General features: G+C 73.6%; 7 protein-coding genes and 2 pseudogenes. 1 reads left to right on the plus strand and 8 read right to left on the minus strand.

Features of this window, described 5'->3' with window-relative positions; translation table 11 throughout:
- Positions 1–100 precede the first annotated feature (100 nt).
- The 8 genes and pseudogenes from ACFW6B_RS29755 to ACFW6B_RS29790 form a co-directional block, all read right to left on the minus strand.
- Positions 101–3505 (minus strand): AMP-binding protein, encoded by a 3405-nt coding sequence (locus ACFW6B_RS29755; protein ID WP_386600733.1) that lies wholly within the window; start codon positions 3503–3505, stop codon positions 101–103.
- A gap of 84 nt (positions 3506–3589) precedes the next feature.
- The gene (locus ACFW6B_RS29760) at positions 3590–6751 is read right to left on the minus strand and encodes a type I polyketide synthase (RefSeq protein WP_386600735.1); all 3162 of its coding nucleotides are present in this window, start codon (positions 6749–6751) and stop codon (positions 3590–3592) included.
- Positions 6752–6760: 9 nt separating this feature from the next.
- A pseudogene (locus ACFW6B_RS29765) lies at positions 6761–13300 on the minus strand (type I polyketide synthase); the annotation flags it as partial.
- 31 nt (positions 13301–13331) lie between these two features.
- A pseudogene (locus tag ACFW6B_RS29770) lies at positions 13332–18884 on the minus strand (SDR family NAD(P)-dependent oxidoreductase); the annotation flags it as partial.
- Between the two features lie 80 nt (positions 18885–18964).
- Positions 18965–22054 (minus strand): type I polyketide synthase, encoded by a 3090-nt coding sequence (locus tag ACFW6B_RS29775; RefSeq protein ID WP_386600737.1) that lies wholly within the window; start codon positions 22052–22054, stop codon positions 18965–18967.
- An 82-nt stretch (positions 22055–22136) separates the two neighbouring features.
- Positions 22137–22871 (minus strand): thioesterase II family protein, encoded by a 735-nt coding sequence (locus ACFW6B_RS29780; protein WP_386600739.1) that lies wholly within the window; start codon positions 22869–22871, stop codon positions 22137–22139.
- Entirely contained in the window at positions 22868–24118 is a 1251-nt protein-coding gene (locus ACFW6B_RS29785; RefSeq protein WP_386600741.1) for a cytochrome P450, read from the minus strand. The genes ACFW6B_RS29780 and ACFW6B_RS29785 overlap by 4 nt, the downstream gene beginning before the upstream one ends.
- Positions 24115–24429: a phosphopantetheine-binding protein gene (locus tag ACFW6B_RS29790; protein ID WP_386600744.1), complete on the minus strand. Its 315-nt coding sequence runs from the start codon at positions 24427–24429 to the stop codon at positions 24115–24117. The genes ACFW6B_RS29785 and ACFW6B_RS29790 overlap by 4 nt, the downstream gene beginning before the upstream one ends.
- 395 nt (positions 24430–24824) lie before the next feature.
- Between ACFW6B_RS29790 and ACFW6B_RS29795 the strand changes: the two genes are divergently transcribed.
- The gene (locus ACFW6B_RS29795) at positions 24825–25694 is read left to right on the plus strand and encodes a putative nonproteinogenic amino acid hydroxylase (RefSeq protein ID WP_386600746.1); all 870 of its coding nucleotides are present in this window, start codon (positions 24825–24827) and stop codon (positions 25692–25694) included.
- Positions 25695–25834: the final 140 nt, after the last annotated feature.

Here is a 25834-nt window from a genome sequence, read left to right on the forward strand (position 1 = left end):
CTGACCGGGCCGGGCCCGGTGCGATGGACCCCGGCGTCGAAGGAGCCGGTGTCGAGGGGCCCTTTGCGTCGAAGGACCCGGTGTCGAGGGACCCCTGGTGTCAGAGGACCGCGCCCTCCCTCGTCCGCCTGCCCAGGCTCGGCCTGCGGGAGCGGCCGAGGTCCTTCCACATGTCCGACAGGCCGGTGACGGTGCGCGCCGCGAACAGGCGGCGGATGGACACCTCCTGCTTGAGCTCCGCCCGGATCAGGCCGACCAGCCGGATCGCGCGCAGCGAGTTGCCGCCGAGGTCGAAGAAGTCCTCGTCGATGCCGACCCGGTCCAGTTCGAGGACCTCGGCGAACGCCTCGGCGAGGACGCGTTCGGTGTCGTTGCGCGGTGCGCGGTAGGTGTCCGGCTCGGTGGCGGGGTCGGGCAGGGCCGCCCGGTCGAGGCGTCCGGCCGCGGTCACCGGCAGCTGCTCCAGCACGGTGAACAGGGTCGGGGCCACGGACTCGGGGAGTCGTTCCGCGGCGAAGCCGCGCAGTTCGTCGGCGGAGACGTTCTGGCCGTCCGCCGGGACGACGTAGGCCACCAGGCGCCGCTGTCCGCCGGTGTCCGGCCTGACGGCGACGGCGGACCGGACCAGGTGGGGGTGTTCGGCCAGCACCTCCTCGACCTCGGCGACCTCGACGCCGGCGCCGCGTGCGTCGGCCTGGGGGCCGGCGTCGGCGACGTGCTCGATCAGGCCGTCGGCGCCCCAGCGCACCCGGTCGCCGGTGCGGTGCATGAGGGTGCCGGGCGGTCCGAAGGGGCAGGGCACGAAGTGCTGCGCGGTCGCGGCGGGGCGGCCGAGGTATCCGCGCGCCAGTCCGGAGCCGGCCACGTACAGCTCGCCGGTGACGCCGGCGGGCACGGGTGCCAGACCGGGGCCGAGGACGTAGAGGCGGGTGTTGTCGGCGGGGCGGCCGAGGGTGCCCGGGCGGTGCTCCGCCTCGCCCGCGTCCAGGCGGCCGGTCACGGACGCGGTGGTCTCGGTGGGACCGTGGACGGTGACGACCGTCAGCTCGGGGCAGGCCCGGCGGATGCGGCGCAGTGCGGCCGCGGGCACGCGGTCGCCGCCGGTGAACACCTCGCGCAGTCCGGCCAGGCAGGCGGGGTGCTGGGCGGCGATCGCCGTGAACCGTGCGGCGGACAGCCACAGCGCGGTGATGCCGTGCGCGGAGTGCGCCCGGGCCAGTGCGTCGGCGTCGAGTTCGCCGGGGGGAGCCACGACCACGCGGCCGCCGCCCAGCAGCGGTGCCCACAGTTCGAGGGCGAGGGCGAGGGCGTCGGAGGCGGGCGGGGTGTGCCACAGCACGGTGGCCCGGGCGGCGCCCTGCCGGGCGCGGTCCAGGACCAGGCGCTCCAGGTTGCGGTGGGTGATGCCGGCCGCGGTGGTGGCGCCGGTCGTCGAGGCCGCCGTCACCGCCAGGAGGTTGTCCGGGTGCACGACGGGGGCGGCCGGTGCGGCATCGCCGTCGTCGTCGGCGGCGGGGGTGGTGAGGTCGGCGAGTACGAGGGCCGGTATGCCCAGGCCGGCCGAGAGCACCTGGGCGGTCGCCGCGTCGGTGAGCAGGGTGTGCGCGGCGGCGTCGCCGGCCACGAGCTTGGCCTGCGCCGCGGGCAGCGCCGGGTCGAGGAGCAGGTGGGCTCCGCCCGCCTTCGCCACGCCCAGCAGGGCGACGGCCAGGTCCGCCGACCTCTGAAGCGCCACCGCCACGACCGTGTCGGGTCCGACGCCGTGCCGGCGCAGCGCGTCGGCCGTGCGGCCGGAGCGTTCGTCCAGCTCCCGGTAGGAGAGGGTGAGGTCCGAGGCCTGGAGTGCGACGGCGTCGGGGGTCGACCGGGCCTGCCGGGCGAACAGTTGAGGGAGCGTCAGTGCGGGCAGGGGGGCCGCGGTGCCGTTCGGCGCGGTCAGCACCTGCTCCCGGCCGGCGCCGGTGAGCGTGTCCAGGGCGCCGACGCGCTGTTCCCCGTCGGCCGCCACCGCGCGGATGTGGGCGATCAGCTCCTCGCCGATGAGGCGCAGTTCGGCGCGGTCGTAGAGGCGCGCGGGGGCGTCGAGGCGGATGTACAGGTCGCTTTCGGCGCTGCCGTCGCTGTAGACGCCGATGGACAGTTCGTCGAAGGAGCCGGTGGTTCCGCCGAGGTAGCGGGCCGGGTGGTCGCCGAAGCGGAGCTGGTCGACGAACTCGACGACGTTCATGACGGCGCCGAAGCTGCCGCGCTCGCTCGGGGCGGTCTTGCCGGCGCGCTGGATGTCGGAGTAGTGGCAGGCGGTGTGGCCGGAGATCTCGTACGTCTCGTCGACGATGGCGTCGGCGAGGTCGGTGAAGGTCGTCTCCAGCGGGACCTTCACGCGTACGGGGACGACGTTCACGGCGAGGCCGGGTGTCCTGCTCGCGACGCCGACCCGGTTGCCGACGGCCAGGGAGAGCAGGAACTCGGGGCGGTCGCAGCGGTGGCGGAAGAACACGGCCGCGGCGGCGGTCAGCATCGTGGAGGTGAACACGCCCATGTCCTTGGCCGCCCGGGTCCAGGCGTCGGCCTCGGCGCGCGGGACGGTCAGGGTGCGGCTGACCATGCCGATGGGTTCGGTCAGTTCGCCCCAGCGGTCGGCGTCGCCCATCGGCTCGGCGAGCGCGGCGCGCGCGGTGTCGGACAGGGCGATGCGCGGGATCCGTGCGGGGGCGGGCGCGCCTGTGAGGTAGTCGCGCCAGAAGGCGGTGTCGTCGGTGAACTCCTCGGAGGCGAGGTAGCCGGCCGCCTCGGCCGTGAACGAGGCGGCGTCCCACGGGTGCGGCAGGTCGGGGACCTCCTCGCCGCGGGCCAGCGCCGTGTAGACCTCGGCGAGCCGCCGGGAGAGCAGGCCGCCGGTGCCGAACCCGTCGGAGACGAGGTGGTGGTAGGCGATCACCACGAGGGAGCGGGCCGGTGCGAGGGTGATGACGCCCATCCGGAACAGCAGGTCGTGGCCGAGGTCGAACGGCTTGCGGATCAACTCGGCCAGCGCGGCGCGTGCCGCCCGCTCGGGGTCGGCCTCGGCGGACAGGTCCAGGAGGAAGGGCCGCCAGTCCCCCAGTTCGCGTGGGGTCAGGTGCAGTCCCTCGCCCGTGTCGGCGAAGGTGACGCGCAGGACCTCGGCCTCGTCCAGCACGTGCAGGAACGCCGATTCCATGACGGAGGCGTCCAGTTCACCGTCCACGTCCCACATGGTCAGCGCATGGTTCAGTGTGTCGGCAGACATTTCCTCCGCCAGCCACAGTCCTTTGTGCGCGGACGAAGCAGCGAATGCGGGCACACGGATCAACCCCTTGGAAAACAGGTCCGGGAATCGGCGGAATTCGCAGATCACCCCACCTTCACGGAAGGTGAATCGGCAGGTCAAGACAGTTCGGTACGGGTGCGGGACAAACAGCTTGAGGGCTTGCGGTGTCCCGCCGGCGGGACACCGGGACGGCGGGACGCAGAAGCGGCGGGACATTCGGGCGGCGGGGCATTTCCCCGGGCGGCGCGTTTTTTACGGGCATCCGGCCGGGCCCGTGGCCCGGCCGGATCGCCCGGTCGTTCAGCGTGCGCCGGGCTTGGCCAGCGAGGAGACGATGTGCCGGGCGATCAGCCGCGGCGAGGGGTGGCGCAGCACCACGTTCGGCCGCAGTTTCAGGCCGGTCGAGGCGGTCAGGCGTTTGCTCAGGTCGGCCGACAGCATCGAGTCGAAGCCTATCTTCGTGAACTCGCCGTCGGGGTCGATGGATTCGCCGGTGGGGTGGCCGAGCACGACGGCGACCCGTTCGAGGACATGGTCCAGGACGAGGGCCTGCGCGTCGTCGGGGACGAGCGCGACGAGCCGCTGCGGCAGCGGAACCTGCTGGTCGTCGGTCTCCTGCGGCAGCTCGGCGGGGGACGCCTGTGCGGTCACGGCCGCGGTGGGCGCGGAGCTGAGCCAGTACCGCTTGCGCTGGAAGGCGTAGGTCGGCAGGTCCACCCGCCGGCGTGTGGTGAACAGGGCGGACCAGTCCACGTTCCCGCCCCGCACGTGCAGGGCGGACAGTGAGCCGAGCACCGCTTCCACCTCGCCCCGGCCGCGCCGGGAGGAGGACAGCACCAGCGCGTCGTCCAGGTCCTCGGTCATCTCCTGCACGGGGACGGTCAGCACGGGGTGCGGGCTCATCTCGACGAACACCCGGAACCCGTCCGCGGCCATCTGCCGTACGGACGATTCGAAGCGGACCTTCTCGCGCAGGTTGTTGTACCAGTAATCGGCGTCCAGCCGGGCGGTGTCGATGATTTCGCCGTACAGGGTCGAATAGAAAGGCAGTTCCGACGATTTCGGGCTCACGTCGGACAGCGCGCCGATCACCTCGTCCCGTACCCGGGCCACCTGGTGCGAATGCGAGGCGTAGTCGACCTTGATGCGCTGGGCCTGGCAGCCGTCGGCCTTCATCTTCTCGATGAATTCGTCGAGGGCGTCGGGTTCCCCGGACACCACGACCGCGCGGGGCCCGTTGACCACGGCGACGCTGATCCGCTCGCTCCACGGCGCCAGGTGCCGGCGCACCACCGTCTCGGACTCCGCGACGAACGCCATCCCGCCGTGCCCGATCAGTTCCACCAGGGCCTTGCTGCGCAGTGCCACGATCTTGGTGGCGTCCCGCAGGGACAGGGCGCCGCACACATGGGCGGCGGCGATCTCGCCCTGGCTGTGGCCCACCACGGCGGACGGCTCGACGCCCCAGGACCGCCACAGCGCGGCCATGGACACCATCACCGAGAACAGTGCCGGCTGCACCACGTCCACCTGGTCGAGGCCTGGAGCGCCCGGGACCGCGCGGATGACGTCGAGCAGCGACCAGTCGGTCCATTCGGCCAGGGCGGCCGCGCACGCGTCCAGGCTCCGCGCGAAGACGGGGAAGGCCGCGTACAGTTCGCGGCCCATGCCGACCCACTGGGAGCCCTGGCCGGGGAACATGAAGGCGGTGCCGCCGAGGTTTCCCGCCGTGCCGGTGACCACCGCGGCGGACTCCGTGCCCTCGCTCAACGCCGTCAGCGCGTCGAGGAGTTCGTCCTTGGTGCGGCCCAGCACGACCGCGCGGTGCTCGAAGCGCGAGCGGCCCGAGAGCAGCGACCAGCCGGCCGCGGCGAGGTCCGGGCCGGTGCCGGCGGCGGCGAAGTCGCGCAGTCTGGCCGCCTGCCGCCGAAGGGCCCTGGCGGTCTTGCCCGACACCGTCCACGGCACCAGACCGCCGACGACGCCGGTGTCCGTACCGCTCCCGTCGTGCCGCCCGCCCTCCTGGCCCTGGCCCTGGTCCTGGTCCTGGTCCTGGGGCGGGGCCTCTTCGAGGACGACGTGCGCGTTGGTGCCGCTGACGCCGAACGAGGACACCCCGGCGCGCCGCGGGCCGTTGCCCTTCGTCCACTCGCGCCCCTCGGCCAGGACCTGGACCGCGCCCGCGGACCAGTCCACGTGGTGCGAGGGCTCGCTCACGTGCAGGGTCTTGGGCAGGTGGCCGTGGCGCATGGCCATCACGGCCTTGATGACCCCGCCGACCCCGGCGGCGGCCTGGGCGTGCCCGAGGTTCGACTTCAAGGACCCCAGCCACAGCGGCCTGTCCTCGTCCCGGTCCTGGCCGTAGGCGGCCAGCAGCGCGCCGGCTTCGATGGGGTCGCCGAGCACGGTTCCGGTGCCGTGGGCCTCGACGAGGTCCACCTCGGCGGGGGTGACGCCCGCGTTCGCCAGGGCCTTGCGGATCACCTTCTCCTGGGCGCGGCCGTTGGGGGCGGTCAGGCCGTTGCTGGCGCCGTCCTGGTTGACCGCGCTGCCGCGTACGACGGCCAGGACCGGGTGGTTGTTACGGCGGGCGTCGGACAGCCGCTCCAGGAGCAGCACCCCCACGCCCTCGGCCCAGCCGGTGCCGTCGGCGCCGTCCGCGAAGGCCTTGCAGCGGCCGTCGGGCGAGAGGGCGGCCTGCCGGGAGAACTCCACGAACATCGCGGGGGTCGCCATCACCAGTGCCCCGCCGGCCAGCGCCAGCGAGCACTCCCCCGAGCGCAGGGACTGCACCGCCATGTGGAGGGCCACCAGCGACGAGGAGCAGGCGGTGTCCACCGACACGGCGGGTCCGGTCAGGCCGAGCTCGTAGGCCACGCGGCCGGAGGCGACGCTCAGGGCGCTGCCGTACAGCAGGTAGCCCTCCAGGTCCTTCTGGCCGCCTTCCAGGAAGCGCCATCCGTATTCGGAGGAGCTGACCCCGGAGAAGACGCCGACCTCGGATCCGCGGACGTCGGCGGGGACGATGCCGGCGCGTTCGAAGGCCTCCCAGGAGGTCTCCAGCAGCAGGCGGTGGTGCGGGTCGACGGCCAGTGCCTCGCGCGGGCTGGTGCCGAAGAAGTCGGCGTCCCAGCCGGCGACGTCGTCCAGGAAGCCGCCCTGGTTGGTGTAGGCGTGGCCGGGGGCGTCGGGGTCGGGGTCGTAGACGTCGCGCCATCCGCGGTCGGCGGGGAAGTCGCCGATGACGTCGCGGCCCTCGCGGACCACGTCCCACAGTTCCTCGGGACTCGTCACGCCTCCCGGGTAGCGGCAGGCCATGGCGACCACGGCGATCGGCTCGCCGCGGCCGGCCTTGAGGGCGTCGTTCTCCTGCCGGAGGCGGTCGCGTTCCTCCAGGAGCGTGCGCAGCGCCCGCTGGACCCGGTCGGTGCCGTCCGCCGTGCGTTCCGCGGAGTCGGTCATGCCACTCTCCTACTTCTCTTCCAGGGCCAGGTCGACCAGTGCTTCGAGGTCCAGGTCGGACAGTGCGTCCGGGCCGGCCTGCGCCTGCGCCTGCGCCGCCGAAGTGGTGGCGTCGGCCGCGGCGGCGCAGGCCAGGACCGGTTCGAGGAGGCCCGCGCTGCGCAGGCTGTCGATGGAGACGGTCCGCAGCACGTCCCTGATCGCCGCGTCCTCGTCCGGCCCGGCCGTTTCGGTGCCGGTGTCGGTCTCCGGTCGCAGCAGGTCGCTGATGTGGTCGCTCAGTTCGCGTGGTGTCGGGTAGCTGAAGACGATGGTGGACGGCAGTCGAAGACCGGTGGAGGCGTTGAGGCGGTTGCACAGTTCGACGGCGATCAGCGAGTCGGATCCCAGGCGGGTGAAGGCCTCGTCGACGTCGACGCTCGCGCCGGAGGGGTGTCCGAAGACGACGGCGACCTGGTCGCGGACCCATTCCAGGACGGCCGCTCCGGCCTCGGCGGCCGGCCGGCCAGCCAGCCGGTCGCCCCACCGGGCCGGGCTGCTGTCCTTGGCGGTGCTCGCCTCGGTGCGGCGCGGGCGGGTGCCCTCGGCGAGGTCGCTCAGCAGCGGCGGCACCTGGCCCGCGTCCTTGCCGCGCAGGACGGAGAGGTCCAGGTGGGCCGGGACGAGGGCCGCCTTGCCCTGGTCGAGGGCGGTGTCGAACAGGGCCAGGGCCTGGGGGGTGGGCATGGCGGTGATGCCGGTGCGGCGCAGCCGGGAGAGGTCGGCGGCGTCGAGTTCGCCGGTCATGCCGCTGCTCTGTTCCCACCAGCCCCAGGCCAGTGAGGTGCCGGGCAGGCCGGATGCCGTGCGGTGGGCGGCGAGGCCGTCCAGGAAGGCGTTGGCGGCGGCGTAGTTGGCCTGTCCGGCGTTGCCGAGCGTGCCCGCGAGGGCGGAGCAGGCGATGAACGCCGACAGGTGGTGGTCGCGGGTCAGTTCGTGGAGGTTGACGGCGCCGCCGGCCTTGGCCGCGAGGACGTGGTCGATGCTCTGCGCGCTCATCGATTCGACGGTGGTGTCCGCGAGGGCGCCCGCCGCGTGCACGACGGCGGTCAGCGGGTGGCGGCCGGGCAGGGTGGTGAGCAGGTCGGCGACGGCGGCCCGGTCCGCGACGTCCACGGCGGCGACCTGGACGGTCGCTCCCGCGTCCTGCAGGTCGGCGACCAGGCCGGCGACGCCGTCGGCGGCGGGGCCGCTGCGGCTGGCCAGCAGCAGGCTGCGCACGCCGTGTTCGGTGACGAGGTGGCGTGCCAGGAGGGAGCCCACTCCCCCGGTGCCGCCGGTGACCAGCACGGTGCCGCCGCCGAGGCCGTCGCCGACGTCCAGGACCAGTTTGCCGATGTGGCGGCCCTGGCTCATCTCGCGGAACACCGCGCGCGCGTCGCGGATGTCGCGCAGCGAGAGCGGGGGCAGGTGGATTTGTTTGTCGGCGAACAGGTCCATGACGGACCGGAACGTCTTTTGGAGGGTGTCGGGGCCGGCCTCGTAGAGGTCGAAGGCCCGGTAGTCGACTCCGGGGTGGGCGGCGGCGATCCGCTGCGGGTCGCGGATGTCGGTCTTGCCCATCTCGACGAAGTGCCCGCCGTGCGGGAGCAGGGTCAAGGAGGCGTCGACGAAGGTGTGGGCGAGGGAGTTGAGGACGACGTCGACGCCGCGGCCGCCGGAGGTGCGGCGGAACTTCTCGGCGAACTCCAGGTCGCGGGAGGACGCCAGGTGTGCCTCGTCGATTCCCAGGGCCTTGAGGACGGGCCACTTGGCGGGGCTGGCGGTGGCGTAGATCTCGGCGCCGGCGTGGCGGGCCAGCTGGACGGCGGCCATGCCGACGCCGCCCGCCGCGGCGTGGATGAGGACGCGTTGTCCCTTCTTGAGGTCGGCCACGCCGAAGAGTCCGTGGTGGGCGGTGAGGAAGGTGCACGGCATGGAGGCGGCCTGGGCGTGGCTCCAGCCGTCGGGGACGGGCACGAGCATGCGGTGGTCGGCGACGGCGGTGCGGCCGAAGGCGCCGCTGAAGATGCCGGTGACCCGGTCGCCGGGGGTGAACTCGGTGACGTCGTCGGCGACTTCGAGGACGGTGCCGGAGCCCTCGCTGCCGAGTCCGGCGTCGATGGCGGTGCGGTCCACCAGGCCCAGGGCGATGGTGACGTCGCGGAAGTTGAGGCCGGCGGCCTGGACGGCGATGCGGACCTGGCCCGATGTCAGGGGTGCTTCCGCCTCGGGGCAGGCGATCCAGGTCAGGTTCTCCAGGGTGCCCTTGACGGGGATGCCCAGGCGGTGGGCTCCGGGCGGGGGTTCCTCGATGCGGTGGCCGGCCGGCTGGGCCGGTGCCAGCCGGGGCACCAGCGGTTGCCCGTCGCGCAGGGCCAGTTGGTCCTCGGCCAGGGCGAGTACGTCGGGCAAAAGGGCCCAGGAGGTGTCCTGGTCGTCGAGGTCCACCAGCCGGAACCTGCCGGGGTGTTCGGTCTGGGCGGAGCGGATCAGGCCCCACACGGACGCGCCGGGCAGGCTCTCGACGGCCTCGCCCCGGCCGGTGTCGACGGCCAGGCGGGTGAGGACCACCAGGGTGGAGGCGGCGAGGGCTTCTTCGGCGAGGAAGCGCTGGACCTGCTCCAGTACGCGTTTGCCGGTGTCGGCGACGGTCCGCAGCAGACCGGTGCCGGCGGTGGTGAGGTCGTCCGGGAGCAGGAGGAGGTGGCCGGGTGCCTGCCCGGCGGCGGCCTCGTCCATCGAGGTGTGGCGGACGGGGCCGTCGCCCGGGCCGGTGAGCCGGGCGGACAGGTCGCCCGGTGTGCCGAGGACGGCCCACCGCGTGCCGGCGGTCTCCTGTCCGGCCTCCTGCTTCGGCGGGCGCCAGCGCACTTCGTACAGCGGCTGTGCCCGGCCGCCGCGGGCACGGTGGACCTGCTCGGCGCTCGCGGGGCGGAAGGCGAGCGCGTCGACGGAGGCGACGGGGCGGCCGTGTTCGTCGGCGATCGCCAGGGACACGGCGTTCTCGCCGGCCGGGGAGAGGCGGACCCTGACGGTCGGCGGGCAGGGGCCGGTGAGGTCCACGCCGGACCAGGCGAAGGGCATGCGGCCCTGTTCTCCGGTGACCTCGATGGCGCCCGCGGCGATGGAGGCGTGCAGGACGGTGTCGAGCAGGGCCGGGTGCAGGGCGAAGGCGCCGGTGGCGGTGGGGTCGGTGGTGTCGGGGAGGGTGGCGAGCGCGAAGATCTCCTCGCCGTGCCGCCAGACCTCCCGCAGTCCGCGAAAGAGCGGGCCGTAGTCGAATCCGGCGTCCGCGAAGGTGTCGTAGAGGCCGCTGGTGTCGAGCCGCTTCGCCCCGGCGGGCGGCCAGGCGGTGAGCGCCGGGACGGGGGCCGGTGGGGTGCCCGGTGCCAGGCTGCCGCTCGCGTGGCGGATCCAGTCGCCCTGGCCGGGGGTGTCGTCGCCGCTGTGCGAGTACACCTCCAGGGTGCGGCGGCCGCTGTCGTCGGCGGCGCCGACGACGACGCGTATGCGCACCTCGCCGGTCTCGGGCAGGATCAGGGGGACGGCCAGGGTGAGTTCCTCGACCCTGTCGCATCCGGTGTGGGCGCCGGCCGACAGCGCCAGGTCCAGGTGGGCGGTGGCGGGGACGACGACGGCGCCGAAGACGGTGTGGTCGCCCAGCCAGCCGTGGGTGCGCTGGGACCACAGGGCGGTGAAGACCCGCTCGTCGGTGCCGGGGTGGTCCACCACGGCGCCGAGCAGGGGGTGCCCGGGGGCGGTGAGGCCGGCGGAGGTGACGTCGGCGGTGCGGGTGCCGGCGAGGAAGTCCAGCCAGTAGCGGCGGCGCTGGAAGGCGTAGGTCGGCAGGTCCACCGTGCGGCGCGGGCCGAACAGGGCGCCGAGGTCCACCGGGGCGCCGTTGACGTGCAGCTGGGCCAGTGCGCCGAGCAGGGCCTGGGGGGCGGTGCGGTCGCGGCGCGAGGCCGGGACGACCAGCACGTCGTCGACGCCCTCGGCGGCGAGGGCCTCCTTGGTGATGCTGGTGAGCGTCGCTCCGGGCCCCACCTCCACGAAGACGCCCGCACCGGCGGCGCGGGCGCTTTGCACCGCGTCCCAGAAGCGCACGGGGTCGCGGACGTGGTCGACCCAGTAGCGGGCGGACGTCAGCTCCTCGGGCGTGACGTCGCGGCCCAGCCGGGTGGAGACGATGGGGATCGTCATCTCGCCCGCGGGCAGTTCGCCGAGCGCGGCCGCGAACTCCTCCAGGACCGGGTCCATCAGCGGGGAGTGGAAGGCGTGGTCGACGGGGAGGAGCTTGGCCGAGACGCCGTCGGCGGCGAGCCGGTCGCGCAGGGCGTGGACCTGCTCGCGCAGGCCGGAGAGCACGACGGACTCGGGGCCGTTGACGGCGGCGACGCCGACGCGGTCGTGGGCGTCCAGCAGGGTGCTCATGTGGGCGGGTGAGGCGCGGACGGCGAGCATGGCGCCGGGTTCGGTGACGCTCTGCATGGTGCGTCCGCGGGCGGCGACGAGCCGGGTCGCGGTGTCCAGGTCGAGGACGCCGGCGACGTGGGCGGCGGCGATCTCGCCGACCGAGTGGCCGATGAGCCGGGCGGGCCGTGGGGCGTAACGGGCGAGGAGGCGGTAGAGGCCGACCTGGAGGGTGAACAGGGCGGGCTGGGCGACGTCCGTGCGGTCGCGGCCCTCGGGCTCGTCGGCGAGCAGGAGGGGCTTGAGCCGGTAGGGCAGGTGGGCGTCGAAGCGGGCGCAGATCTCGTCGAGGCTCCGGGCGAAGTCGGGGTGGGTGTCGTACAGCTGCCGTGCCGCGCCTGCCCACGGGGAGCCCTGGCCGGGGAACAGGTAGACGGGGCCGGTGGCCTCGCCGGCCGTGCCGCGTACGAGGGCGGCGGAGTCCTCGCCCCGGCTCAGCGCGTCGAGGGCGGTCAGCAGTTCGTCCCGGTCGTGGCCGAGGACCACCGCCCGGTGTTCGAAGGGGGTGCGGGTCGTGATCAGTGAACGGCCGGTGTCGAGGAGGTCCAGGTCCGTGCGGGCGGCGGCGAAGTCGTGCAGGCTGCGGGCCTGCGCGCGCAGGGCCTGTTGCGAGCGTGCCGACAGGGTCCAGGGCACCGGTGTGCCCTGGCAGTAGGGCAGGTGGTCCTCGTCGTCCTCTTCCTCCTCGGGCGCCTGCTCCAGGATCACGTGGGCGTTGGTGCCGCTGACGCCGAACGCGGAGACGCCCGCGCGCCGGGGCCGGTCCTCGGCCGTGGTCCACTGCCGGGCCTCGGTCAGCAGTTCCACCGCTCCGGCCGACCAGTCGACGTGGGTGGAGGGGCGGTCCACGTGCAGGGTGCGGGGCAGGACGCCGTGCCGCATCGCCATGATCATCTTGATGATGCCGCCGACGCCGGCGGCGGCCTGGGTGTGTCCGATGTTCGACTTCAGCGAGCCCAGCCACAGCGGGCCTTGGCCGTCTCGGTCCTGGCCGTAGGTGGCCAGCAGGGCGCCCGCCTCGATGGGGTCGCCGAGCGTGGTGCCGGTGCCGTGCGCCTCGACCGCGTCCACCTCGCCGGCCGACAGGCGGGCGTCGGCCAGCGCGGCCCGGATCACGCGCTGCTGGGCGGGGCCGCTGGGCGCGGTCAGGCCGTTGGAGGCGCCGTCCTGGTTGATCGCCGAGCCGCGGATGACCGCCCAGATCCTGCGGTTGTTGCGGAGCGCGTCGGAGAGCTTCTCCAGGACCAGGACGCCGACGCCCTCGGAGAAGCCGGTGCCGTCGGCGGCGTCGGCGAACGCCTTGCACCGGCCGTCCACCGACAGGCCCCGCTGGCGGGACATCTCCCGGAACACCTGTGGCATCCCCACGACGGTGACCCCGCCGGCCAGGGCCAGCGAGCATTCGCCCTGCCGCAGCGACTGCACCGCCTGGTGCACCGCGACCAGCGAGGAGGAGCAGGCGGTGTCCGTGGAGATCGCCGGGCCTTCCAGGCCCAGCGCGTAGGAGACCCGTCCGGAGGCCACGCTCAGCAGGGAGCCGGTCTGCGCGTAGCCCGCGATGGCCTCGGGGGTGTCGAAGTGGTTGCCGTAGCCGAAGTAGGCGAGTCCGGCGAACACGCCGGTGTCGCTGCCGCGCAGGGACTCGGGGTCGATGCCGGCCCGCTCCACGCACTCCCAGGAGGTCTCCAGCAGCAGGCGCTGCTGCGGGTCGGCGGACAGGGCCTCGCGCGGGTTGATGCCGAAGAAGTCGGCGTCGAAGTCGCCGGCGTCGTGGAGGAATCCGCCCTTGCGGGTGTAGCAGGTGCCGGGGTGGTCGGGGTCGGGGTGGTAGAAGGTGTCCAGGTCCCAGTTGCGGTCGTCGGGGAAGTCGTCCACGACGTCCGCGCCCTGGCGGACCAGTTCCCACAGGTCCTCGGGGGAGGTCACCCCTCCCGGGTAGCGGCAGGCGGCGCCCACGATCGCGATGGGTTCGCCGGCGGCGTCCGTCAGTTCCTGCAGGCGTCTGCGTGTCTCGATCAGTTCGATCGAGGTGCGCTTGAGGTAGTCGAGGACCTCGGCGTTGTTGTCGTTTGTCATCTGCTTTCCCCTAGCCGAGTTCTTTGTCCAGCAGCGCGAGAAGTTCTCCCGCCGAGGCCGCGCCGATCCGGTCGGCGATGGCGGCCGGTGCCCCGTCGTCGTGTGCCGTCGCACGCAGCCGGCCCTGCAGCTCGCCGAGCAGGGCGGAGATCGTGGCGCGGTCCGTCTGCGCGAGGGTGCGCAGCTCGTCCTCGATGCGGGCGCCCAGGTGCTCGATCTCCTCGACCAGGTGGCCGGCCGGGGAGTGCTCGTCGGCGGCGGGGTCCGGGAGGACGAGCGTGCCCAGCAGCCGGGCGACGGCGGTGGGGGTCGGGTGGTCGAAGACGAGGGTGGCGGGCAGTTTCAGGCCGGTCGCCGCCGCCAGTTTGTTGCGCAGTTCCAGCGCGGTGAGCGAGTCGATGCCCAGGGTCTTGAAGGCGGCCGCGGGGCCGACCCGTGCGGTGTCGGCGTGGCCGAGGACCAGCGCGGTCTGTGCGCGCACCGTCTCCAGCAGGACCGTGTGGGCCTCCTCGGCGGGCAGTGACCTCAGCCGCTGCTCCAGCGGCACGTCGGTGGTCCCGGGGGCCTCGGGGGCCGCGGGGGTGCGGGCGAGGGCGCGCAGCAGCGGGGAGGCCGTCTGCCCGGCCGGTCCGGTGCCGGTCGCGGTCGGGTCCAGCAGGGCCGGGACGAGGACCGGCTCGTCGGCCGCGAGGGCGGCGTCGAAGAGCGCGAGTCCCTGCCGCGAGGAGAGCGGCAGGACGCCCTGGCGTCGCATGCGCTCGACGTCGGCTTCGCTGAGGTCGGCGCTCATGTCGCTGCGTTCGGCCCAAAAGCCCCAGCACAGGGCGGCGGCGGGCAGTCCGCTGCCGCGGCGGGCCTCGGCGAGGCCGTTGAGGAAGGCGTTGGCCGCCGCGTAGTTGGCCTGTCCGGGTGTGCCGAGCACGCTGGATATGGAGGAGAACAGCACGAACGCGGACAGCCGCAGGTGCCGGGTCAGTTCGTGCAGGTGCCAGGCGCCGTGTGTCTTGGGCGCGAGGACCGCATCGAGGCGGTCCTCGGTCAGGGCCTGGACGACGCCGTCGTCCAGGACGCCCGCGCAGTGGACGACCGCCGTCAGCGGGTGTTCAAAGGGGACGGCCGCGATCAGTTCGGCGACGGCGTCGCGGCTGGTGACGTCGCAGGCCGCGATCTGGACGTGGGCGCCGGCCGCGGTCAGTTCCTCGCGCAGTGCGGCCGCCGCGGGGGCCGACGGGCCGCGCCTGCTGGTCAGCACCAGCCGGCGCACCTGGTGGTGCCGGACCAGGTGGCGGGCCAGGATCGCGCCGAGGCCGCTGGTGCCGCCGGTGATCAGCACCGTGCCGGAGTCGAGCGGGGCCCGGTGCGGTGCCTTGGGGCGGGACGGCACCAGGGCCGTGCGGGCCAGTCGTGGGGTGCCGGCGTGGCCGGCCCGGATCTTGAGCTGGGCCTCGCCGGTGGCGGCGGCGGCCGGGACCAGGGCGAGGGACTCGGGGCGGCCGTCGGTGTCCACGAGGGTGAAGCGCTGCGGGTTCTCGGACTGGGCGGTGCGTACGAAGCCCCAGATCGCGGCGGCCGCGGGGTCGGGGTGGGTGACCTGGTCGTCGTGGAAGGCGTCGCGTGTCACGAGGACCAGGCGGGAGGCGGAGAACCGCTCGTCGGCGAGCCAGTCCTGCGTCCACCGCAGCACCCGGTGCAGGCGCTGTCCGGCGGCGGCGGGTGTGTCGCCGCCGTCACCGCCGTCGCTGTCGAGGCGGGCGATGACGACAGGGGGTACGTCCGCGCCGGACGCGGCGAGCCGGGCGAGGTCGGCGAAGGCCGCCCCGTCTCCTCCCGGGGATCCGGGCTGCGCGTCGAGGGGGGCTTCTTCCAGCACCGCGTACCGGCTCTCCGGCCGGCCGGAGGGAACCGCGACGGGAGCCCATTCGATCTGGAACAGCGCGTCCTGGTGGTCGAAGCTCAGCGCGGTCAGCCGCTCGACGTCCGCGGGCCGCAGGCTCAGCGAGGCGACGCCGCCGAGCGGCGTCCCGCTGCCGTCCGCGAGGGTCACGGACAGCGTGTTCTCCCCCGCGGGGGAGAGCCGCACGCGCAAGCGGGCCGGCTGTTCGGCGTCGATGCGAAGTCCGGTGCAGTGGAACGGCAGCAGGCCCTCGGGCCGGGACGGGTCGAGGAACCGGCCCGGGCCGGCCGGGAACAGCGCGGCGGTCAGCAGCGCCGGGTGGATGCCGAACCGGCCGTGCTCCACGCCGTCGGCCGCGGGCAGCTCGATCTCGGCGAACAGGGTGTCGTCCCGGCGCCACACCGCGCGCGTGCCGCGCAGCAGCGGCCCGTGGCCGAAACCGAGGGCGGCCAGCCTGGTGTACTCGTCCTCGAAGGGCACGGCGGTCGCCCCCGCGGGCGGCCACGCCGTGAGGCCGTCCTCGGCGGGGGCCGGGGCGGTGCCGGATCCGGCGGTCCCGACGGCGTTGCGCGTCCACTCGCTCTCGCCGTCGGCACGCGAGTGCACGCCGATCACGCCCTGGGCGTCGACCACGACACGGATCTCGCGTTCGGCCGTGCGGGAGAGCACCAGCGGGGATTCCAGGGTGAGTTCGTCGACGGCGTCGCGGCCCGTCCTGTGGGCCGCCCACACCGCCAGTTCCGCCAGCGCCGCCCAGGGCACCAGGACGGCGCCGTGGACCACGTGGTCGGCGAGCCAGGAATGGCGTTCCAGGGACAGGCGCCCGCTGCCCACCACTCCCCCGCGGCCGCCGTCGTCGCCGGGCAGATCGATCACGGCATCGAGCAGCGGGTGGTCCGACGTGCTCGTGACGGCGGTGGTCTCGGCAGGGGTGTTCAGCCAGTAGCGCCGGCGCTGGAAGGCGTACGTGGGCAGTTCGACCCACCGGCCCGCCGCGTCCTCGAAGACCGTGTCCCACGACACCGCGACGCCCGCGACGAAGGCCTCGGCCGCCGACTGGTAGAGCCGCGCGAGGCCGCCCTCACCGCGGCGCAGCGACCCCACCACGAACCCGGTGGCGCCGGGGGTGGCGTCGAACATCTCCTGGATGTTCATCACGAGCAACGGGTGCGGGCTGAGCTCGACGACGGCGCTGTTGCGCTCCTGCTCGACCAGGCGTCCCATGGCGGTCCCGAACTGCACCGGTTCCCGCAGATTGCGGTACCAGTAGCCGGTGTCCAGCCGCAGGGGGTCGATCAGGCCGCCGGTGACGGTCGAGTAGATCGCCACGGGTGTGGGCATGGGGGTGATCCGGCCGAGCTCCTGCTGGAGCCGGCCGTCGAAGCGGTCCATCAGCGGCGAGTGGCCGGGCACGCTGGACTTGATCAGCCGGGCGCGGGCGCCGTCGGCCTGACAGGCCGCGACCAGTTCCTCGACCGCCCCGGTCTCGCCCGAGACCGTCGTCGAGGTCGGTCCGTTCACGGCGGCGATCCCGATGCGGGACTCCTGGCCCGCGATCAGCTTCCGCACCCGGTCCTCGGGCAGCAGGACGCCGGCCATGCTGCCCTGACCGGTGACGGTGGCCAGGAGCCGGGAGCGCAGGGCCACGATCTTGGCGGCGTCCCGCAGGGTCAGGGCGCCCGCGACGTAGGCGGCGGCGATCTCGCCCTGGGAGTGGCCGATCACCACGTCGGGGGTCACCCCCAGCGAGCGCCACACCTTCGCCAGCGCCACCATCACCGCGAACAGCACGGGCTGGACGACGTCGATGTCCTCCAGGTCGGCCGAGTCCGGTCCGCCGCACACGGTGTCGATCAGCGACCAGGACACCCACGGCTCCAGCGCCTCGGCGCAGGCGCGCAGCTCCTCGGCGAAGACCGGGGAGGTCTCCATGAGTTCGCGGCCCATCGCGATCCACTGGGCGCCCTGGCCGGGGAAGACGAAGACCGTCTTGCCCACCGGTTTGGCGGCTCCGGTCACCGTGCCCGAGGAGGCGGGCTCCTCCCCCGCGGCGACGGCGGTCAGACGGGCGACGAGTTCGTCCCGGTCGGCGCCGATGACCACCTGGCGGTGCTCGAACAGCGACCGGGTCGTCACCAGCGCCCGTCCCACGCCCGCGGCCGTCAGGTCCGCGTCCGCGGCCACGCTGTCGCGCAGCCGCAGCGCCTGCTCGCGCAGCGCCTGCTCCGACCGTGCCGACAGGACCCACGGCACCGCACGCGACGCGCCGGTGGCGGGCTGCGCGGCGTCACCGGCCGGGCTCTCGGCCGGCTCGGCGGCGGGCGCCTGTTCGAGGATCAGGTGGGCGTTGGTGCCGCTGATGCCGAAGGACGACACGCCCGCGCGCCGGGGCCGGTCCTGCGTGGTGGTCCACTCCCGGGCCTCGGTCAGCAGCTCCACCGCGCCCGCCGACCAGTCGACGTGCGTCGAGGGCCGGTCGACGTGCAGCGTCCTGGGCAGCACGCCGTGCCGCATCGCCATGATCATCTTGATGATGCCGCCGACGCCCGCGGCCGCCTGGGTGTGCCCGATGTTCGACTTCAGCGACCCCAGCCACAGCGGCTCCCGGGAGTCCCGGTCCTGGCCGTAGGTGGCCAGCAGGGCTTCGGCCTCCATGGGGTCGCCGAGCCGGGTGCCGGTGCCGTGGGCCTCGACCGCGTCCACCTCCCCGGACGACAGCCCGGCATCGGCCAGGGCCGCCCGGATGACCCGTTGCTGCGCCAGCGTGTTCGGTGCGGTCAGCCCGTTGGACGCGCCGTCCTGGTTGATGGCCGAGCCGCGGATCACCGCCCAGATCCTGCGGTTGTTGCGGAGCGCGTCGGAGAGCTTCTCCAGGACCAGTACGCCCGCGCCCTCGGAGAAGCCGGTGCCGTCGGCGGCGTCGGCGAACGCCTTGCACCGGCCGTCCGCCGACAGGCCCCGCTGCCGGGCGAGTTCCACGAACATCCCGGGAGTCGGCAGGGTCGACACCCCGCCGGCCAGCGCCAGCGTGCACTCACCCGACCGCAGGGACCGTACGGCCTGGTGGATCGCGACGAGCGACGCGGAGCAGGCGGTGTCGGTCGACACCGCCGGGCCCTCCAGGCCCAGCACGTACGCCACGCGGCCGGAGGCCACGCTGAGGTAGGTGCCGGTGAGCTGGAAGCCCTCCACCTCGCCGGCCGCGCCGCCGCCGACCCGGGGGCCGTAGTCGACGCCGTAGAGACCGGTGAACACGCCGGTCGCCGAACCCCGCAGCCCGGCCGGGTCGACGCCCGCCCGCTCCAGCGCCTCCCACGACGTCTCCAGCATGAGGCGCTGCTGCGGGTCCATCGCCAGCGCCTCACGTGGGCTGATGCCGAAGAACTCCGCGTCGAAGTCGGGGAGTTCGGGCAGGAAGCCGCCCGTGCGCGTGTACGTCCTGCCGTGCGCCTCGGGGTCGGGGTCGTAGAGCGTCTCCACGTCCCAGCCGCGGTCCAGGGGGAAGTCGCCCATGGCGTCCACTTCGCCGGACACCACTCCCCACAGCCCTTCGGGGGACGTCACCCCGCCCGGGAAGCGACATCCCACCCCCACGACGGCGATGGGCTCGCGCGCGGACTCCTCCAGCTCGCGCACCCGCTCGCGCAGCTCCTGCGCGTCGCCGACGGCACGTCGCAAGTAGGAGCGGAGCTTGTCGACTTCCTCCACCAGGGGCCTCCCTCAACGGTTACTTAGAAGAACGGGTGCGGCTACAGGTATCCGCGGTCGATCAAGGCGTAGAGATCGTCGTCGCTACGGTCTTCCGGGCCTGCTTCCTCCACCGGCTCCGCGGCGTCGGGGGCCGGCGGCTGCAGGAGGGAGAAGAGGTGGTCGGCGAGCTGCTGCGGAGTGGGGTAGCTGAACGCGACGGTGGCCGGGAGCCGCACCGCGGCCACCGCGTTGAGCCGGTTGCGCAGCTCCACCGCCATCGAGGAGTCGAAGCCCAGGGCCTTGAAGGTGTCGGCCGCCCGCGCCTCGAGATCGGCGGGTGTCAGCCCCACGCCCTTCGTGGCGAGGAGGACGGCCGTCTCGGCGCACACGAGGGCGCGGGCCGCCGACGGCGAGTCCGGGCCCGCCGTGCGCGCGCCCCGGCCGTCCGCCTGCCGCGCCTCGTCGTTCGTGACGGCGGATGCGGTCAGCCAGTGGCGCCGGCGCTGGAAGGCGTAGGTCGGCAGGCCGATCCGGCGCGGCCGCCGGGCGGTGAACACCGCCGTCCAGTCCACCGGCACACCGCGCACGTGCAGTTCGGCCAGTGACGCCAGGACCTTGCCCGCGCTCCCGTCGTGTCTGCTGAGGGTGCCCACCACCGGGGGCGCGGTTGCCAGCGCGTCGGCGGCCTCCTCCATCGCCACCTGGAGCACGGGGTGCGGGCTGATCTCCACGTACACGCCGCCGCGTTCGCGCATCAGGTTCTCGACGACCTCGCCGAAGCGGACGGTCGAGCGCAGGTTGTCGTACCAGTACGAGGCGTCGAGGCGGCGGGTGTCGAGCGGTGCGGCGGTGACGGTGGAGTGGAACTCCACCGCCGTCTCCCGCGGGGTGATGCCGGCGGCGGCCTCAAGGACCTGGTCGCGGATGCGTTCGACCTGGTGGGAGTGGGACGCGTACTCGATCTTGACGCGGCGGACCCGGACGCCGTCCTCGGCGGCCCGGGCGGCGAACTCCTCCAGGGCCTGGAGGTCTCCGGCGATCACCACGGAGGCCGGTCCGTTGACGGCGGCCACGGACAGCCGCCCGGCCCAGCGGACCAGCCGCTCCTCGACCCAGGTCAGGGGCGCGGCGACCGCGTTCAGCCCGCCCAGGCCGGCCAGCGCGGTCAGCGCCTGGCTGCGCAGGGCGACGACCCGTGCCGCGTCCTGCAGGCAGAGCGCACCGGCCGCGCACGCCGCGGCGATCTCTCCCTGCGAGTGCCCGACCACCACGTCGGGGACCACTCCCAGGGACCGCCACAGTTCGGCGAGGGAGACCATCATCGCGAACAGCGCGGGCTGGACGACGGCGTCGCCGCGCTCCAGCGACGGCGCCGACTCCGCCCCGGTCACCAGGTCCACCAGCGACCAGTCGAGCCACGGCTCCAGCGCCTTCGCGCAGGCGTCGATGGCGCGGGCGAAGACCTCGGACTCGGCGTACAGCTGCTTGCCCATGCCCAGCCACTGCGAGCCCTGGCCGGGGAAGACGAAGACGACCGGGCCCGTGGCCGTGGTGGCGGTGCCGCGCACGGCCCGTGCCGCCGCGCCTCCGGCCGCCACCAGGTCGAGGCCGGCCAGCGCCTCCTCGCGGTCGTCGGCGAGGACGACGGCCCGGTGCTCGAACGAGGACCGCGTCGCGACGAGCGAGTGCCCGATCTCGGCCGCCGACAAGGACGCGTCGGCGCTCACGAGCTCGTGCAGCCGCGCGGCCTGCTGCCGCAGGGCCTGCTCCGAGCGGGCCGACAGCACCCAGGGCACCGCGCCGGAGACGACCGCCGGGGTCACGCCGGCGCGGGCGGCGGGGGGTTCGGCGGGCAGGGCGGGGGCCTGTTCGAGCAGGACGTGGGCGTTGGTGCCGCCCATCCCGATCGACGACACCCCCGCCCGGCGCGGCCGGCCGGGTTCGCCCGGCCAGGGCCGCGTGGCGCGCGGGACGTCGAAGTCGTCGTGGAAGTCGGGGACGGCGGGGTTGGGGGCGGTGAAGTCCGGGTGGGGGACCAGGTGGGCGCGGTCCACGCAGAGCGCGGCCTTCACGAAGCCGACGATGCCGGCGGCCGGCTCCAGGTGGCCGACGTTCGCCTTCACCGAGCCGATGGCCAGCGGGCGGCCGCGGCCGGTCGCACGGAACACCTCCCGCAGGCCGGCCAGTTCGGCCGGGTCGCCGAGCCGGGTGCCGGTGCCGTGGGCCTCGACGTAGTCGACGTCCTCGAACGCGACGCCCGCGCGGCGCACGGCGGACAGCACGGCCGACGCCTGCCCGGTGGGGCTCGGGTCCGGCATCCGGGAGGACGCGCCACCGCTGCGGACGCCCCAGCCGCGCACCACCGCGTAGATGTGGTCGCCGTCGGCGACGGCGAGGTCGAGCCGCTTCAGCACGACGAACGCGCCGCCCTCGCCGCGGATGAAGCCGTTGGCCCGTGCGTCGAAGGGGAAGCAGCGGCCGTCGGGCGACAGGGCGCCCAGATTCGCCAGCCCGGCTCCCGCCTCGGGGTCGACGATCAGGTGCACGCCGCCCGCGATCGCCATGTCGGCCGCGCCGCCGCGGATCCGTTCGCACGTCAGCGCCAGCGACACCAGGGAGGAGGACTGGCCCGAGTCCGCGCACAGGCTCATGCCGCGGACGTCGAACAGGTGCGAGATCCGGTTCGCGACCAGCGCGCCGCTGGAGCCGAGCGCGGCGTGGCGGTCGTCCCGGTCGCTGCCGGACAGCCTGCGCAGCATCTCGTAACCGGAGGAGCCGGCGCCGACCACGACGTCGACCTCGCGGCCGGCCAGGGCGGCGGCGGGCAGGCGGGCGTCCTCGACGGCCTCCCAGGCGAGCTCGAGACCGAGCCGCTGCACGGGGTCCATGGCGGCGGCTTCCCCGGGCGCGGTGTCGAAGAAGGCGGCGTCGAAGCCGTCGACGGAGTCGAGGAACGAGCCCGAGCCGAGGGTGGCCGCGTCGGGGTGGGACAGGTACGTCGACTGCGCGTCGGCGGCCCGCTGCCCGGGGAACGTGCCGATGGTCGACCGCCCCTCGCGCAGCAGGTCCCAGAACTCGGCCACGCCGCGCACCCCGGGGAAGCGGCACGACATCCCGATCACGGCAACATCGGTGGCTGCGCCACTCATGGGTGTTCCTTCCGGTTTCTTCGGTGTACGGCGGGCACGCGCGCGGCCGGGGTGCTCGGGGCCGTGGGCGGCCGGAGCGTGTTCACAGCCAGCGGGTCAGCAGCTTCGACAGTTCGTCGGGGGCGTTCATGAAGTCGTAGTGGCCGCCGTCGATCACCCGGAACTCGACGGAGTCGGCGTACCGGCGCCAGCCCTGGAGGTCGGCCAGGGTCACGTCCTGGTCGTCGCGCCAGTGCACGACGACGACGGGGCAGTCCACCGCGACCGGTGTCTGGCGCCGGTACTTCTTGGCGGCGGCGTGGTCGCGGGCCAGGACCATCAGGCCCAGGTCGAGCATGTCGGGGCGCGGTTCGATGCCCCGGCCGCGGACGAACGCCTCGACCTCGTCGCGCAGCTGGGGCTCGGTCATGGTGAGCATCGGGTCGCGGGAGGCGTCGTGGGGGGCGGGCTGGCCGGAGACGAACAGGCAGTTCGGTGTGGGCAGTCCGGCCTCGGCGAGTTGGAGGGCGGTCTCGTAGGCGGGCAGGGCGCCCGCGCAGTGCGCGAAGAACGCGAACGGCCGGTCGAGCAGGGGGGTGAGGGGTTCGACCAGGTCGGCGGCGAGGTTCTCGTAGGTGCCGTAGTGGGGGTGGCCGAGCCGGTTCTCGCGGCCGGGGAACTGCACCGGGCAGACCTCGATGTCCTCCAGCGCGGTGGGCCAGGCGCTGAAGGCGGAGGCGCCCGATCCGGAGAAGGGGAAGCAGAAGAGCCGGGCCGGGTGGTCGGCGGGCGGCCGGACGAACCACGGCGAGGGGGCGACGGCGGGGCCGGTTGTCATGGCGTCTTTCGTTTCTGCGCGACGATGGGGAGGTGGGTCATCCCGGCGATGAAGTACGACCGCAGGTGCTGGGGTTCACCGGCGAGCTCGATGGATCCGAACCGGTGCAGCAGTTCCTCGAAGAAGACCCGCAGGGTCAGCCGGGCCAGCGGCGCGCCGATGCAGAAGTGCGGCCCGAACCCGAAGGCGACCTGCCGCTTGGCGTTCGGTCGGGTGATGTCGAAGGTGTGCGGGTCGGGGAAGAGGGAGGCGTCCCGGTTGGCCGAGCCGATCCAGGCGACGACCGCCGCGCGGGCCGGGATCGTGCCGCCGGCGATGTGCACGTCGTCGACCGCGTAGCGCATGAAGTTGCAGGCGGCCGAGGTCCAGCGCAGTCCTTCCTCGACCAGGTTCGGGATCAGTGTCGGGTCGGCCTGTGCCTTGTCGAACTGCTCGGGCCGTTCGACGAGGGCCTGCACGGTGCCCGAGACGGTGTGCGGGGTGGTGACGTTGGCGCCCAGCAGGATGCTGTAGCCGTCGAGGGCGATCTCCTCGTCGCTCAGCGGCGCGCCGCCCGCGCTGACGCCCATGAGGTGGGCGAGCAGGGTGTCGTCCTCGCCGCCGGCCGCGCGGCGCCGTTTGACCCACTCGGTGACGTAGTTGACCAGTTCGTGGTGGGAGATGGCCAGGGTGGCGGCCTCGTGGCCGACCATGAAGTGCGGGTCCGAGGGGGCGGTCACCATCGCGGTGAGCTGGACCAGTTCCTCCCAGTCCTTGGCGGGGATGCCGAGCAGCGGGCCGGTGACCATCGCCGGCAGGAGCAGTGCCCGTTCGGCGAGGTCGAAGGTCTCGCCGTCCAGCGCCGGCTGCAGGAAGCGCACGACGGTGCCGCGGATGGAGTCCTCCCAGGACTTCACCGCCCGGGCGGTGAGCTTGGATCCGAGCGGCCGGCGGACCTCGGTGTGCCGGGGCGGGTCGGTGGAGGTCAGCAGTTTGCCCGCCGCGGGGTCGTCGATCCCGACGTGGGTGGGGGTGGTGCCGCGCTCGGAGGTGAACTCGCGGTGGTCGCCGAGCACGCGGCAGACGTCCTCGTGGCGGGTGACCGACCAGAACTCCCGCCCGTCGGGCAGGACTTGGTGGTGCAGCGGCGCCTTGGCCCGCATCACGTCCCAGACCGGGTGCGGATCTCCCGAGGTGTACAGGTCCAGGTCGAACAGGTCGAGGGTGTCGAGGTCGACGTCGCGTGCGGGGCCGGGCGTCAGCCTCACGTCCTGCTCCTCCCCTGCTCGATCAGCTCGGCGACCCGGGTGGGGGTCTGCGCCAGGTAGAAGTCGCGCACGGACAGCTGGACGCCGTAGTCCCTCGCCACCTGCTCGATGATTTTGATTCCGGTGAGCGAATTTCCGCCGAGCACGAAGAAGTCGTCCTGCGGCCCGACCTCGCGGTCACCGAAGTGTTTCGCCCACAGTGCCGAGACTTCCCTGACGAGCGATGCCGGCGCACCGAAGGACGCCGCCTCGTTCTTCGGCGTCGCATCCTGCCCGTCCTGCCGGTTGACCACCTTCGGCGAAGTTTCCATTTCCAGCCTTTTCCTTCCTCGATCGGACGGGAATGCCCGTCCACGCCGCTGCCGGAAGGCCGACGCAGCGACCCGACAGACCCGAAAGTGATGGATCGCCCGTTCGGCGGGCGTGCCCGAAGTCACCGCGCTGCCACGGTAGATGGCCGGGGAAACGCCGGGCAAGGGATGACAGTGCGGACCGCCCGGCGGGCATCGTGCTGTCCTGTCGGCAGGACAGTCCGCTGTTCTCGCGGCCCCGTCCGGAGCATATGACGGATGGCGGCCGAACCGGCCGGTGGGCGCAAGTCGTGTGCGCCGAAGCTTCGTTGCCTTGCCCGTCAGGGAAGAATTATGGTGACGATCGGGTGGAACGCCCAGCGGTTATCGGGCGGAACGCCCAGTGGTTTCGGGGCGTGTCAGACAATCATGAGCTGGAGGGGATTTCCTTGCTGAAGTCGGAACGGCTTGCGGTACTGCCCATCGATTCGTACGACCTGACCGAGGAATTGTCCATCCTCGACGGGCACGAGTACGGCGGCGAATACGACACCTTCACTTTCGGGTCCTGGTCGTCGCATGTGCTGGCCAACGGCAGCGGCGCGGATTCCGATGTCGCCTTCCGCCCCCACGACGGCAGCCTCTCCCTGACCGAACTGGGGAAGAAGCTGCCGAACATCATGTCGCTGGTGACCGGGCACTTCCCGCTGGACCGCCTGCAGTGGGTGCGCGTCTTCGCCCTGCGTGAGGGGATCATCGCCCCGCACGTGGACTTCCTGGAGTGGGCGAAGCCGGGCACGCGGCTGCAGGTTCCGCTGCGCACCAGCGAGGAGTCGCTGCACTCCGAGAACGACATCCTCTACCACATCCGCCGCGGCGAGGTGTGGAAGATCCACTCGACCGATCCGCACTCCGCGCGCAGCACCTCCGGCACCGCCCGGCTCTCGCTCTGCCTGGACTTCGCGGACGACGGGGAGCCCCTCGAGATCCGCGGCACCGTCGCCGCGACCGAGCCGATCCGGGTCGTCGAGCGCCCCGAGCCGGCCGACGCGGAGCTGGAGGAGCTCATCGCCTCCGGCGCCGGGCTCACCCTCGAGACCATGCGGGCCGGTTTCCGTCCGTTCGCCGAGCTGCACTTCGAGCGGCACGCGCACGCCACCGCGGCGTTCGACTGGTACGTGCAGGCCGCGCGGCGCAGCGGTGACGAGGACGTCGTCGCCAAGGCCCAGGCCTTTCGCACGTACTGCATCGAGAAGCGGGGCGAGGGCGAGGCGTTCGTCTGGTGAGGGCGCCGTCCTCGGCCGGCGGCGGGCCGGGGCCCGGGGCCGGTGTCCTGGACCCGGGCCCGCGGCCCGCCGGGGAAGGCCCGCCCGGGGCCCGCCCGCTCCGCCGGGTCCGGGGCTGGCTCATATAAAAATCGGACGCA

This window comes from Streptomyces sp. NPDC058751 (genome assembly GCF_042746485.1).
In the GTDB taxonomy this organism is placed as follows: domain Bacteria; phylum Actinomycetota; class Actinomycetes; order Streptomycetales; family Streptomycetaceae; genus Streptomyces.

Coding starts and splice junctions, on each gene's coding strand:
- ACFW6B_RS29755 (WP_386600733.1), bottom strand. CDS start 3,505: ATGTCCCGCCGCTTCTGCGTCCCGCCGTCCCGGTGTCCCGCCGGCGGG.
- ACFW6B_RS29760 (WP_386600735.1), bottom strand. CDS start 6,751: ATGACCGACTCCGCGGAACGCACGGCGGACGGCACCGACCGGGTCCAG.
- ACFW6B_RS29775 (WP_386600737.1), bottom strand. CDS start 22,054: ATGAGTGGCGCAGCCACCGATGTTGCCGTGATCGGGATGTCGTGCCGC.
- ACFW6B_RS29780 (WP_386600739.1), bottom strand. CDS start 22,871: ATGACAACCGGCCCCGCCGTCGCCCCCTCGCCGTGGTTCGTCCGGCCG.
- ACFW6B_RS29790 (WP_386600744.1), bottom strand. CDS start 24,429: ATGGAAACTTCGCCGAAGGTGGTCAACCGGCAGGACGGGCAGGATGCG.